At 54.4% G+C, this 13,526-nt stretch carries 10 protein-coding genes, 1 tRNA gene and 2 pseudogenes; 3 read left to right on the top strand and 10 right to left on the bottom strand.

What is annotated here, in order from left to right; translation table 11 throughout:
* Nucleotides 1–24: 24 nt before the first annotated feature.
* Entirely contained in the window at nucleotides 25–951 is a 927-nt protein-coding gene (locus VIM12_RS04785) for a hypothetical protein (RefSeq protein WP_331940465.1), read from the top strand.
* Here VIM12_RS04785 and VIM12_RS04780 read toward each other — a convergent pair.
* Together VIM12_RS04780 and VIM12_RS04775 are read right to left on the bottom strand one after the other, a co-directional pair.
* Entirely contained in the window at nucleotides 934–2,046 is a 1,113-nt protein-coding gene (locus VIM12_RS04780) for an ImmA/IrrE family metallo-endopeptidase (RefSeq protein WP_331940464.1), read from the bottom strand. The genes VIM12_RS04785 and VIM12_RS04780 overlap by 18 nt on opposite strands.
* Nucleotides 2,036–2,407, bottom strand: coding sequence for a hypothetical protein (locus VIM12_RS04775; protein WP_331940463.1), 372 nt, complete (start codon nucleotides 2,405–2,407; stop codon nucleotides 2,036–2,038). The genes VIM12_RS04780 and VIM12_RS04775 overlap by 11 nt, the downstream gene beginning before the upstream one ends.
* Before the next feature lie 341 nt (nucleotides 2,408–2,748).
* Between VIM12_RS04775 and VIM12_RS04770 the strand changes: the two are divergent.
* Both VIM12_RS04770 and VIM12_RS04765 read left to right on the top strand, forming a co-directional pair.
* Nucleotides 2,749–3,162: pseudogene (locus tag VIM12_RS04770) on the top strand (HAD family hydrolase); the annotation flags it as partial.
* Nucleotides 3,163–3,229: 67 nt separating this feature from the next.
* On the top strand, nucleotides 3,230–3,919 hold the full coding sequence (locus VIM12_RS04765; RefSeq protein ID WP_331940501.1) for an MFS transporter: 690 nt from the start codon (nucleotides 3,230–3,232) through the stop codon (nucleotides 3,917–3,919).
* A gap of 172 nt (nucleotides 3,920–4,091) precedes the next feature.
* On the opposite strand, the pseudogene VIM12_RS04760 reads toward VIM12_RS04765, so the two are convergent.
* From VIM12_RS04760 to VIM12_RS04725, 8 genes and pseudogenes are all read right to left on the bottom strand, one after another.
* Nucleotides 4,092–4,453 (bottom strand): annotated as a pseudogene (locus VIM12_RS04760) (arsenical resistance protein ArsH); the annotation flags it as partial.
* A 777-nt stretch (nucleotides 4,454–5,230) separates the two neighbouring features.
* The gene (locus VIM12_RS04755) at nucleotides 5,231–6,106 is read right to left on the bottom strand and encodes a hypothetical protein (RefSeq protein ID WP_331940462.1); all 876 of its coding nucleotides are present in this window, start codon (nucleotides 6,104–6,106) and stop codon (nucleotides 5,231–5,233) included.
* Between the two features lie 109 nt (nucleotides 6,107–6,215).
* Nucleotides 6,216–6,533, bottom strand: a complete 318-nt coding sequence (locus VIM12_RS04750; RefSeq protein WP_331940461.1) for a hypothetical protein — start codon at nucleotides 6,531–6,533, stop codon at nucleotides 6,216–6,218.
* A 26-nt stretch (nucleotides 6,534–6,559) separates the two neighbouring features.
* Complete coding sequence (locus VIM12_RS04745) at nucleotides 6,560–7,474, bottom strand: BRCT domain-containing protein (protein ID WP_331940460.1); 915 nt, start codon at nucleotides 7,472–7,474, stop codon at nucleotides 6,560–6,562.
* 203 nt (nucleotides 7,475–7,677) lie between these two features.
* Complete coding sequence (locus tag VIM12_RS04740; RefSeq protein ID WP_331940459.1) at nucleotides 7,678–9,546, bottom strand: tyrosine-type recombinase/integrase; 1,869 nt, start codon at nucleotides 9,544–9,546, stop codon at nucleotides 7,678–7,680.
* A gap of 511 nt (nucleotides 9,547–10,057) precedes the next feature.
* Nucleotides 10,058–11,794, bottom strand: coding sequence for a site-specific integrase (locus VIM12_RS04735; protein ID WP_331940458.1), 1,737 nt, complete (start codon nucleotides 11,792–11,794; stop codon nucleotides 10,058–10,060).
* Nucleotides 11,795–11,996: 202 nt separating this feature from the next.
* Nucleotides 11,997–12,090 (bottom strand) — tRNA-Ser (locus tag VIM12_RS04730).
* Between the two features lie 100 nt (nucleotides 12,091–12,190).
* Nucleotides 12,191–13,441: an aspartate kinase gene (locus VIM12_RS04725; RefSeq protein ID WP_331940457.1), complete on the bottom strand. Its 1,251-nt coding sequence runs from the start codon at nucleotides 13,439–13,441 to the stop codon at nucleotides 12,191–12,193.
* Between the last annotated feature and the right edge of the window lie 85 nt (nucleotides 13,442–13,526).

Genomic DNA, 13,526 nt, shown 5'->3' with positions numbered 1-13,526 from the left:
CACTTCAGGACCATATTAATCGACATGAAGAATCCAAAACTCGCGGCACAACTTGAGCAGCAACTTAGAAACTATCGCGTCGATGGAAAGCCGTTGCCAGGTATCCCATCTCAGGCAGAACTCACTGCGCTCGTCGCACAAATGGTAGATAGTGTCGCTCGCATTAACTACGTTAAAGCGATTGCAAAGCGAGACATCTCACCAAGACGGCTCGACCCCAAAGACGCAGCCATGTTCGACCCGCTTCGAGCGGCCATCCATTATTTGCGTATGGGCAATGAGGACGAGGCGTTTTGGCTAGTCTTCCTATTCGTGCATTGTGGGAAGCATCTCACGAAGGGTTATGGTCTGGTACGTATGGTGTATGGGGCTTTCAATGACCAGTTCGTTTGGACGTGGGAGAAATTTTCGGAGAGTCCAGACAAGTTCTCGATTTGGTTACATCAACATCTTGACAACATCAAGAAACAACGTGCGGACTTTCCATTTGGCAACCATCGCAAATATGAAAGCCTGGACCAGCTCGACGTAATTCTTAAGAGCTACGCTGACTGGGTAGGGCCGAGTAGGTCACACAAAGCCCTCATGGATTCGGCGAAAGCAAAGGTTGGAACGGACCCAAAGAAGTTGTTTGACTACCTATACCAGAGCATGAATGCCGTGCACCGATTTGGAAGAACTGCAAAGTTTGACTTTCTCACGATGGTCGGGAAAATCGGCCTGGCAGATTTGGTTCCGCCCTCGGCTTACATGGTGCACGGGACAGGGCCTGTGCGCGGCGCACGCCTGCTATTCCGTGGCGCAGTGGACGATGAGTTTCTATCCAAGAAAAAGCTCGACGAGCTCTCAATAGAGCTCGACAAAGCTTTGGGCGTCGGAATGCAGGTGATTGAAGACTCGCTTTGCAATTGGCAGAAAAGCCCCTCGGCATATTTAGCTTTCCGAGGTTAATTGCTCCCACTTGTAGCGGGTTTTCAGACGGTTGTAGCGGTCGGGCCTGACTAGCCCACGATACTGCATTTGTCCGACCACAATCCCGTAGGATACACCCGCGTCTCGGGCGAGCTTCACGATACCTCTCAAGCTCTTAGCGGCCTCAGGCAAACGCTGTTGGAATTCGCGTGGTAGGAGTTGCTCTGCTGCGAAAAGATTGGCCTCTCCCTCTCTAGGAGACTTGGGGCCGTCTGAGGTCTCGAGAATCAGCAATTCAGCATCCCAGTGCAAAATTAAATGCGCTGCTTCGTGAAAAAAAGAGAACCAGAACTGGTCATCGCTTAAGTAGCGGAAAGACAAGAGCAGCACGGCCTTGTTGGGGCTAGCGAAGAAAGTTGCGCCGCTTGCTCTGCATCCTTTCGGTGCTTTTAGGATGACAACGGCGACGCCTGCTTCTGCGCACAGTTTTTGGAGTTTTGGCAGGAAATCGGATGGGGCAGCTATCCGGGTCAAGCTACGAATCTTGGTCAACTGCGCCTCGAATTGCTTAGGGCTCCAGTTACCGCATTCAACACGCTCCGCCTGCAGTTCGCCTTGCCTGAGCCAAGCTGCGGTCGCAGGTGCATTCTCAAGGTATGCATCCGTTGTTCGAAAGGCAGTCGCAGCTTTCAAGTCGACGTAAGTCCGGTACCACGCATCAAGATTTGGAACGTCAAAAAACTCAAGGCACCTGCGAAGCTTTTCAGTTTTGTCTTTAGTCGATTTGACCCATCCAAGACCTTGCATTTCCTTGACAGGAAGGGCGTTGAGCCAGGACTTGTAGTCTTCGTTGTCCGGGTCGACCCCGTCAGTCAACTGCGCCAGCTGCTTTCGGTACTGTTCCTCGCGGTGCAGCCAAAAGCTGACCGATGCTCCAAGTGCGACCTCCAGACGAGCGGCAACACCTACCGTCAAGGCGCGCTTTCCCGCCAAAAGGCTATTGAAGTCATTCTCGGTCATGTCTAGCAGACGAGCCACGCGAGTCGAAGCAATCCCTCTCGACTTCATCAAATCGGAGATGGTTCGGCCCGGTGGAACCGCCCACATGGGAGCGAAATCAACTTCAGTTCTCATTGCCACGCTCTATGGATAAGATTTTTACTCGCGTTACCTGCTTCCAGTCCAGCTGTCCTGGTGTGCCAGGCGGCGGCTTATGATTAGCAGCTATAAGAATACGGTAGCAATCGTCAACAAAAATGACAATCCTGTCTTTAGATGCCTGGTCAAATTCTGCGAACCCCCACTCGACAAGGTCCGCAGGCGAGTCTGCCGCTTTCAAGTCCGCCAGACGCGCGTGAAGCGACGGTCCGGCGAGTCTGCCGTACTTGCGCTTCGCCGAAACAGTGCTCTCGCAAACTTTTCGAAGATTTTCGTCTTGAAACGCCAGTTGTATAGGCATTGGATTAACTTTGTCAGCAGCAGAGATTGTCGGCATGCCGACGCTGCTCCATCGGGCGAGTCGTGGATTGATTAAGTTGCGCATACCATAACGGCGTCACGGTTGCAGCCCGCATGATACTTGCTCGATTTTAAGATTTTATCAAAAAGCACAGTAGAGGGACTATATGCACCCGCACTGGAAATACCCTCCGGCACTGCTCCCCAAGCCGCCTCCGGGCCTGGAAACAAAAATAAGCGCTAAAAAAGCCTAGCCCCATTTGGAGGCTAGGCTTTTCCCGAAACGAAGCACCAGCGACCCTACCTATTAGGATGCATTAATTGATAAATGTCTCAATGAATGCTTCCCAAAATCTCTGGTTATGGTTCCCGCTACAGGCGGCTATCGAGGCGATGCGCGAGATTGACACCCTCATCGTCGATAAGACCGGTACTCTGACCGAGGGAAAGACAGCTTTCGACCGCGTAGTCGCCGCCCCGAGTTTCTCTGATTTAGACGTACTTCAGATTGCTGCAAGTATCGACCAGGGCCGTGAACATCCGTTGGCACATACGGTTGTCGACGAAGTGCGGAAGGGTGGTATTGCGCTCGACAAGCCGGAAACGTTTGAGTCCTCAAACGGTATAGGCGTGCGCGGTGCAGTCAAGGGACGGCGTATCGCACTCGGCAACACTGCCCTGATGGACCAGGAGAAGGTCGACTGGAAAACCCTTGTCGAACAGGCTGAAGAGCTTCGAAACGACGGTGCAAGCGTCATGTATCTAGCCGCCGACGGGCAGCTCGTCGGGCTGCGGTTAACTCTTCGCCGCGGCTCCCGAATACCTTGTCGGCTTGCTGAAGGTAGACTCAAAGGCCGTCATGCAAGCCATGTTTCTCCTGTACGGCTTTATCGGGCTGCTTTGCGGCCTCCTGTACCGCGCGGTGCCTGGGCGAGTATCGTCTGCCAAGCATGCAGAAGCGGCGCCGCTGCGACGGTCGAAGAAAACTGTTTTCACACTTGCGGCCTTGTTCAGCCTTGACTCATTCGGAGGAGGATTTGTCGTCCAATCCCTGGTCGCGCTCTGGCTATTTCAAAAATTTGAACTATCCACGGTGGTCGCTGGTGCTATCTTCTTCTGGACAGGTGTACTGTCCGCTTTTTCCTACCTGGTCGCGGTCCGCATCGCCAACCGCTTCGGCCTGGTCAATACCATGGTCTTCACGCATCTCCCCGCGAACATCTTCCTGGTCCTGGTGCCATTCATGCCGTCACTGGCGTGGGCAATCACGCTGCTGCTTTTGCGCAGTGCGCTGTCGCAGATGGACGTGCCGACCAGGAGTTCCTTTGTAATGGCCGTCGTCCCACCAGAAGAACGGGCAGCCGCTGCAAGCGTGACGGCTGTCCCACGGAGCCTTGCCTCGGCAGTCAGCCCGACGATTGCAGGCTATCTGTTGAGCGTTTCCAGCTTCGGATGGCCACTAGTTGTAGCCGGAGGACTGAAGATAGCTTACGACCTGCTTCTATTGTCGACGGCCCGTCGGATGCACGTACCGGAAAAACAGGGGTAAGCAGGTAGGACCGGCGGAGGTAATCGCCTCAATTGCCCGTGGCCGGCCGGTGGTTAGCGAAGCTCGAACGCGGAACCATTGATTGCTTCCAATGCGACATATTCATGAATCCTGTTCAGTTTGGCTTCGATGAAGCGTTGTTATCAGCTCTAGTTGCAGTCGGAAGCACGCCTTACTCCAGCTCATCTTTGGTCTCGTCCAGACCAGTTTCGTGGCTCATTGCAGCTGCCGCCAAACTGGTAACCAGCTCCGGAAATGCTTCTTTGCGCTCACTGTACCTGCTCGTAAGGTAATCCGAGCGGTCTCGCACAAGCAGGGTGAACTTGTAGAGTTCTTCCATTACGTCGACCCAGTGCACGTAGTACGAGGACGGCTTCATGCGGCCGTTATCGTCGAACTCCTGATACGCCTTCGCCACCAAAGACTGTTCTGTCACCATCCGCATCCACCGGCTAAGGACACATGTAGCTGCTTCACCGTATTGAAGGACTGCGAGCCTGCAGACACCTGCATGACAGTCAAAGTCCTTCCCTGCGGCAGTTTTGGCAAAAAGTAAGTGAAAGTCCTTTCACGAGGCGAATCCTGTCACCGAATGTTGACCGCTCCTTGTATCGCGACGATTGAAGTATTCTTCAACATGTTGAAGAATACTTCAATCGTCAGGAATAGCAGGGCAAGAAGCAACCAGTCCATTTTTTTACCTTGAAAGAGTGACGACTTGGATGGCTGGCTTGGAAACCATTTCAGTCCAAGCTTGGGTAATAACGCTCTTGGCGGCGGCAAGGCCAAGAATTCCTATAATTATTGACGCCAGACGATGTCTGGCCATCCAGAACCGTTACCAAAGATACCAAGGGCGGCAAGCATCATTGTCAGCACTCTCGAGCTGCATCCACTCCCTCTGCTTGCACGCTAGACGAGCATTGACATCCTAAGTTCGCCCCACCACTCCTTGCTTCTGGTGCAAGATATTCACAGATTTTATGTACATGACTGTGAATAACCGTGAGATAAAACGCCAAGTACATAATTCTTATAAGAATTTCCCTCCTGAGTGAAATTAGGGCACAAGGTCATTCAACGCGATACTCGTTGGCGTTCGTTGTCGTAAAAACGACAATTGCCGTTCCAACGACAATGAGCAGCAACGGCTGTGTCCTTGACACGTATTGTCACTGACTGTTTGGCGCCCGCATAAAAAGCCTCCGGTCTTTTCTGTCAGACAGCAGGCCTTTCAATTGGTCCTCTTGCTACTTCCCCAGCCTGACTTGTACAGGCAGAAAGTAGAAGGTGCCAGATGACCGTGGCTTTCTACTTGAACGCAAGAATCATCAGGAAAAATGCAATAAAGCCGCCAACCCATTTCAACGTCACTCGAAGCTTCTCGATATTCGCCGCGAGCGCATTAATGTTTGAGACGTTAACACTTGGCTCTACCGCAGATGTCAGAAGCTCAGGCTTGTCTTCCGCTGGAAGCTCTGCGCCGTCGTCGTTTTCTTGTTGCGGACGCAGGTTAGCGTCGGCTAACGACAAATTAATGGAAGTGACCTTCCCGTGGGCCATCTCGGGACTGTCGACGGCGTTGTCTTCTCGATTTGGCCTAAGATACCAATTTGTTCTTGCGGACGGCGGCGCCCAGTTTTCGTCGGCGTAAATGCCCTTTAATGTGAGACCTATCGACATCCCACGTAAGGATTTGGAAGAGACGGCGGAGACAATTTCATCGAGCATTTCGGACGAAACCTCACACTCCACAAACCATTCGTCATCATTACCAATCTCCCAATCACTGCGTAGGAATCCTACGGTAGCGCCAGTGAAGCGGACCGGCTTGTCATGCTTCCTTGACCACTCTTCGCGTCGTTTGCGCCCCTCTTCGTCCAGCGCTCGAAAGGCAATTTTAAGCCTGCGAGCTTTGTTATCTGGCTCGCCAATTACGGAAATCGACCTACCTTCGAGCGACGCTGTACCGAGCACATAGAGCGACAGCTCCGGTGGAGTCGGGAGGTCCTGGTTGAGTAAATGCATTCGGTCACCGCCACGGTACACCTGAAGCTGCTCGACATCTAAACGCATGGTCCGCACCGGGTTTAGGTAGTAGGTTTCTTCTTTTCCTCCCGGAGTCTCGATGACCAGTTCACCTGCAGCTTCAGACTTCACTTGGACAATGTTCTTTTCTGCTTTCATCACATTACTCGATTTCCGTTAGGCATCTGCCTCAATTGAGCTGCAATTACCTTCGTCGACTAGCGGTTTGCGGGGGACATCTTCGAAGAATGGGCAATCGAGGTACCGGTCAGTGCTTTGGCGCGAGGAAGCCATGCACATGCTCACGGGCGAACGCGACTAGTTCAAGCCTCGCCTTGATGCCCCAAGAAAGATTGGCGTAGGTGTACGGTTCCTTGCTCTCGCCATTGGCAAGGATTCCGATGAATTGAAACGCGCGAAGCTGGCTCTGTTTCACAGGTGTGCTTCTGTCCGCAAGTTCTGCCACTAAACGTGCCCATTCGGTGGAGTTCAAGGCCCTGTGGAAGGTGGACTTCCGATAGTCTCCGGATTCGATGGCCGCTGCGAGGGTGTCGAGAAATGCATCGGCGTCAGTGTAGTGAGTCATAACCGTTCAATCTGTTCTGCTGTTGCCTAGTAGGTCCCGTCGAGGCCAGTTCTTGCGTCTGCTACAGCGTCGTGAAAATCGTGCTCATGAACGAGTACGATGCGCTTACCCTGCTTCCGAAGCTCCACCGCCTTTTCGACTTTGCGTCCGTAGCACGCGTACGCCCAGCAGGGATTGCCATCGGCGCCGATAACCAGATAGTTGAGCTTGCCGCTTACGCCACTCACAACCTTGCCACCAAGTCCTTGCACGAGGCCGGAAAGCTCACTACGGCTGTGCTTCGACGACTCACCGCTGAAGCAGAAAGTCGAGTCAGAAAACGAGATTTCAGGGCACACTGCACAAAGGCCAGTCAGAAGCGCGTTCTCCGCCACGAGAGGAGAGGCGATTGTCCGGTCGTCGTAAAGTGCGACAAACTCCGCGAAGAATCCCTGGATAAGACGGTGCTCCTCGTCGTCAATACGACCGTCCGAAAGAACCTTGGTTACGAGACTGTCAATTTCGTCATACGGCCAGCAAGTCTTCAGGTGGTCGTGTTCCGCCAACCAGGAAGATAGGCCGCGGAGCTCTTCCTCGGTGACCTCACCATCCGCGGCAATGGCGCCGACGAGTGCGTGCAGACGCTGCATGTCCGCCGTGATGAGGTCGAAGTAGGAATTGCTACGCAGGCGTTCGCAGAGCCAGACAATGTCCTGTTGCTCCTCCGCAGAAAGGACACCGTCCTCAAGGGCTCGCATGACAACTGGGACCAGTTCATTGAAAGGATGCTTACCCGCTACTGCCAGATGCTCGCCGACCCAGCTACGAAGGAAGCCAATCTCTGTCGGATTGATTTTTGCATCTGCGCAGATGCCTTCGACAATTCCGAGTAGAGAGTTAATCGACTTCTCCAGGCGCGCTTTGGTCGTGATATGGAAGTACGGCGGCAGGTCTTTATGCATGGTCACTCCGATTTATTGTTATTTGTAAATATTTACCAAGTCTAACCCTGCGATAGGATTACGTCTACGTGCTGGAGACGCGTGGGCTCAAATGGATGACCCTCGAACCAGCGCAGCGAGCCCTACCCAATCGTCCCGCATAGACGACGCTCGTGACCGATATCGGGCCTATACGGCCCGATATGTCTTCAACTGCCCACCCACTATGCACGCGCAAACGTCTGTTCGAAAAGACTATGTAATCGGCGTGTACCGTCTGCAGTTCGCAGGTGCGCATAGTGCTTTTGGACGGTTTCTATCCGGTCATGGAGTACCAGCGCGGCCGTTTGCCAGTCGTTCGGACTAGCCTTCAGGATTGCAGTGGCCACGATATGACGGAATGCGTGAGAACCAACACCAGGGCAGCCCCACAGGTACCTCGCGGTGAGAATAAACACTCGCCGGCTCATGCTAAGCCACGGGCCGCGGTCGGACTCGGTCTCCTGTGAAACGAACGCAAAATCCGTATGCCGACCGCCTAGGAGCCGTGGACGGTGAATCGACAAATACTGCTGCAACGTTGGCCACACTGCTGGGTCTACCGGATTATCGTAATCGCGGTCACGCGCAGCTCCACGATGGTTTTTAAAGAACTTGCGTTCAATCCTGATATGCCAGCTGCCGTCCACACGCTGATGCAGCTGACCCGTGTTATCGGGTCTCCAAGTCAGCTCCTGCAAGTTCTTAATGCGCAGCGGATTTGACATCAGCAGCTTAATCAAGGCCAAGTCACGCGCCCAAATGGCTTCTTGGGTCCCGTTCGTCAATGGACGGTCAGCTTGCATCCGGAAGGTCATATCGGCGACCGCCTCGAGTGGGTTTGCCAACGACAGGACCGCCTGGATAGGTTCGAACGAATCACGTGATGCTTGCGCCTGCTCATCATAGTGCTGCTGGAGCTCGCGCATACCATTGAAGCAGCGCTCGCATTGTTCGGTCCAGGTCTGGCTCCCGTGACCCGACGGCTCCGCTCCTATTGAAGGAGTCAATTTCAAGTAGCCCGTCGTAGGATGCACCAAGCCTCGCACAAGCCGTGGAAATTCCGCGATGCCGGAATGAACAATGCCTCCCGCCCGGCGAATCTTCCAAGTTAGGTACTGTTCAATCAAGTCGTCGCGCACTAGCCAGCCGAGGCTTTGCGCCTGTTCAGGTGGTATCTGCATGCCACCGTCACTGCGCGACAATTGCAGCCAGCCCAGATAAGCAGCTACTTTGCCCCAAGTGATACCCGCAGTAGGCACATATCGCCCATTGACGAAGGCGTACCAAGCTTTCTCGGGGTCAGGACGGCATTGTGACTCCGTGATGCGCCACTTACCTGCGCGATTACGCGCTTTCATTGTGGACCGAATCGACGTCTTGTAAAGGCAGAACTCTTCCCACTGCGCGCGCAAGCGCGGCGTCACGTCTGCAATAAGGTATGTCTTCTTCGTTTGGTTTTTGAGTCTTTCCCGATACGCGATAGGCGCGTGCGGCGCTCGCAGGGTCGTGTAACGTGGCTTGCCGGAAAATGCTAGTTCAACTAGCGTACCATCAGCCAGTCCAAACAATCGCTCAATCCGGCGAATACTGGATACCGTCCGCGCCCCCGGACGTGCACCGCCGAGCCAGCGTTTGATTGAAGCGACAGAGACTCCAGCTTCGCGCCCAAGTGCGCGTTGTGAGCCGGCGGTCTCGACTAGCTCCCCAAGTGCTGATTGGAATGGCGTCTTGGTCCCGAGCGCAGCCGCGGCCTGTTTGTCCAACTCGAGTACCAGACTGTGCCAGTTCGCCAAGTACGATTTCCGGTTCGCAATATAGGCCTTGCTTCGCCCGAGCGAGGTGAGCCCATCTATATGGGAAGCCAGCGCCTGGTAATACGACTGTCGTAGTTCGGAGCCGATAACATCGCTTTCGCATAGGCCAATTTCTTTGCAGAAGCTGCGTAACGCGGCGTTGAGGTTATCCAAGCTGTGGTTGGAACGCTTTTCGGTTTGTAGTTTTGCGGCCATTGCTTCGCCTAGCCGGCCGTAGGTCAGAGGGTAATTGTTCATTCGTTTTTTCCGACCACGCGGCGGCGGAGAGGCTCGAGACGAGTCATTAATCGAGACCGGCGTCAACGAATGAAACATTTCCCTAACTCATTGATTTGTTTGGGATTTGTTATAACTATACACGACACTTGCTTGGTAAGAACAATGCTGTCGTTTTCATTAGATTGCATTTCGCTGATTTTTCCGCTTTCCGCGAGGTACTGAGTAGACTCGCGAAGCCGTATAGCGAGGTACTTTATTTGCGCCGAAAACTGCCCCGAGGTTTTCAGGAGCGAAATGGCAGGACGTACCTTGCAGAACCGATGGGCCCAGAACACGCGCATCGTCCGCCAAGGAGAGTGCGGGGTGAAACTTAGAGACAGACCAAAGTCCAGTGACGCACGAAACCTGAGGAAAATTGCATCGATGACTGGAGGCTGAGATGCAAAAAGCTGCGGGCGATTGCGCCAGCAGCCTTCTGATAGAACGGCCTAAACAACTAATATTGCTAACATGATAATATTCGGTGTCATTAGCCAACGAACAACGCCGCATCCACTTGGTCCCATGGGTCATCAACGTACAGGTGCGAAAGATTGAGCTCGTCATACCGCAGGTGCTTGATAGCGTCACACAGGGCGGCAAAGTCGTACTGAAGGTTCGCGTCTTTCAAATACACGCCTCCAGAACTGTCTTTGCCGAGCCAATGACCAGTAAGCGCGTCCCGCACTTCTGGCATTGCTCCACACTGGCCAAGGCGTTGGCGGAAGTTATATCGGAACGAGTGGTAATCGACTTGGGGAGACGTCAAGCCCTCTCGGCCCAAGAACATGCCCCACCATTTCCCCAGAGCGTTCGACCAGATGCCATACTTGTTGTCGCTGCGCAAAGATGGAAATAGCCGTTCGGCACCAGAACGTTTCAGTGCACATACGTAGCGCAAGAAACCGAGCTTAATAAGTTCTGTGTGAATCGGTACACGGCGAAAACTGTTATCGTTTTTTAACGCTTGGGTCTCGACATCGAGATTGCAGATGCGAAGAACCCAAACCCCGTTGATGATTTCAATGTCCGCCAAGCGCATCTGTGCAAGCTCTTCAATACGAGCACCGACGAAAGGACCCATCAGGGGTACCCAGTACGCTGCTTCAACACACTGCCCCTTCGGCAACTTTTTATCTGTAAAAACAGGACTTTTGTAAATCCGATTCAGCTCCGACATTTCGAAAGCACGGCGCTTCTTAGCGCGTCGAAGGCGTTGCCCGTTGTCCTGGACGGGAATCTTGTGAAATGGGTTGCTTGCGCCTTCCATGTCGTGTTCTTCGTGATACGCGCTGACGACCGCATGCAGCAGACCAAGGCGGTTTTTTATGGTTGTTGTCGACCGACCAGTGGCCAGGAGCTTGTCCCGAAACAGCTTCACATCGGTGCGGGTGATGTCTGTGGCAGGCCTCTCACCCATAACCTCGTTCCAACGCCGAACCATGAAGAGCGCGGTATCGAGTGTTTTCCGTGGTCTGGCCCTAGCGCTTTTCCAGACAGCCAGGTAATCCGTCAACGTGGGCTGCAGACGGACCGGGATTGACGCCTCTGGGGTCAGCTGCTTCTTGCCGTCTAGGCGGGCGCGCTGCTCATTCAGGATATCGACTTCGGTCGCTAACAGTTTTTGGCAAAGCAACTTGTATATTGGCGAGCCTTTTGGCGCAGACACCCCCTCACCCGCCAGGAGCTGCTCTACAGTCTCTTCCACCACAAGATTGTCGCCGAAAGTGAATGCTAGTTTGTAGTAGTCGAGGGCCTCGTCGAGGTCCGCTTTGCGCTGATTGATGTCGGCCATGACAATTGGTCGCATGGCACTTAACTCCTCGTCATCACGGGTCAGCATATGCACGTAATAGCGCTGCACCAAGCCCGGAATTTGGTCCTCCCTCAGCTCCGGAAGTGTCGATGCCACAGCGACCGGAATGCCATCGTTCACCATCCGCATACGGACGGTAGCTATACGTAGCTCGAACGCGGCAATTTCTCTCGCCAAGCGGCGACAAGCCTGGTTGAAATCCGTCGTTTCTAGGGACTTCCATATTTGTGCTTGATTACCAACCCCTGGAACAAGGTCCGCGGGTACCTTCCGCTTGAAGTAGTAGACGCCGTTCGACCGCTGCGTCAGGTACTTGGGAAATGCTGCACCGGGAGCACTCAAAGGGGCTTGCGGTGGTGCGGACGAACGGTCTGAGGACCGACGGGTTCGGATTGATGCGTGCTTGGTCATACCAGTACTCCTGAACAGTGAATGAACGGAGTACAGCGAGACGGTTTAGCCTTTTTCGAAGATTTTTCGAAGATTCTTCGAACGCACTACTACCGGTCTGACTCCGGGTAGCACCGTCGAGGGGCTTGGGGTAGCACGGAAAAAGAAAAAGGCCCCGAAAAGGGCCTTTTACTCAATGACTTATCGCCAATTACAGAATTACTGGCGGAGACGGAGGGATTCGAACCCTCGATACAGGTTTAAGCCCATATGCTTCCTTAGCAGGGAAGTGCCTTCGACCTCTCGGCCACGTCTCCACACCACTGAAATGACGCAGTACGTCGCCTCAGTGAAGTCCCGCATGATAGCTGCTCATGCGCACTTGGTCAATGAAACAATGCAGGGAGATGCGTTCGCTCAAGCCTTCTCGAGGTCGAATGCCTTGTGCAGCGCGCGCACCGCCAGCTCCATGTACTTCTCGTCGATCAGCACCGAGATCTTGATTTCCGAAGTCGAGATCATCTGGATGTTGATGCCCTCTTCCGACAAGGTGCGGAACATCTGCGATGCGATACCGACGTGGCTGCGCATGCCGACGCCGACCACCGACACCTTCGAGACCTTGGTGTCGCCGACGATGCTGGCTGCACCGATGTGTTCCTTGACGCTCTTGTTGAGCACATCCATCGCCTTCGCATACTCGCCGCGCGCGACGGTGAAGGTGAAGTCGGTCTTGCCTTCCACCGACTGGTTCTGGATGATCATGTCGACCTCGACATTGGCATCGGCGACCGGGCCGAGGATCTGGTACGCGATGCCGGGTTTGTCGGGCACGCCCAGGACGGTGATCTTGGCTTCGTCGCGGTTGAATGCGATACCCGAAATGACAGCTTGTTCCATGTGTGTGTCTTCCTCAAACGAAATCAGGGTGCCGGAAGTCGCTTCCTCTTCCAGCGGTATCAGCGGGTCGGTGAGCGACGACAGCACCCGCGTCGGCACCTTGTAGTTGCCGGCGAATTCCACCGAGCGGATCTGCAGGACCTTCGAACCGAGCGACGCCAGTTCGAGCATTTCCTCGAAGGTCACCGTACGCAGGCGGCGGGCCTCGGAGACCACGCGCGGATCGGTCGTGTAGACGCCGTCCACGTCGGTATAGATCAGGCACTCCTGCGCCTTCAGCGCGGCAGCCACGGCGACGGCCGAGGTATCGGATCCGCCGCGACCCAGCGTCGTGATGTTGCCTGCATCGTCCACGCCCTGGAAACCGGTGATGATGACGATCCGGCCGGCCGCCAGGTCCTTGCGCACGCGCTCGTCGTCGATCGACTGGATGCGCGCCTTCGTGAAGGCGGAATCAGTCTTGATCGCCACCTGCCAGCCGGCATACGAGACCGCCTGCTTGCCGATGGACTGCAGCGCCATCGACAGCAGCGCCACCGACACCTGCTCGCCGGTGGACGCCAGCATGTCGAGTTCGCGCGGATCGGGCTGCGGCATGACTTCCTTGGCCAGCGCGATCAGGCGATTGGTTTCGCCGGACATGGCCGACGGCACGACGACGATCTGGTGTCCGGCATCGTGCCATTTGGCGACGCGCCTGGCGACATTCTTGATACGCTCGGTCGAGCCCATCGATGTGCCGCCGTACTTGTGAACGATTAAAGCCATAGGGATGGATGAAGCGTTGGAGGGAAGAGAAATATGATAAAAATCAACCCTTTACTTTACCTGCCACAAGACAGGAAAGCAAGCC

The sequence above is a fragment of the Noviherbaspirillum sp. genome, assembly GCF_036563305.1.
Taxonomy (GTDB): domain Bacteria; phylum Pseudomonadota; class Gammaproteobacteria; order Burkholderiales; family Burkholderiaceae_D; genus Noviherbaspirillum.
The sequence above is the reverse complement of the archived record's forward strand: the minus strand, read 5'-3'. Positions and strand labels throughout refer to the sequence as shown.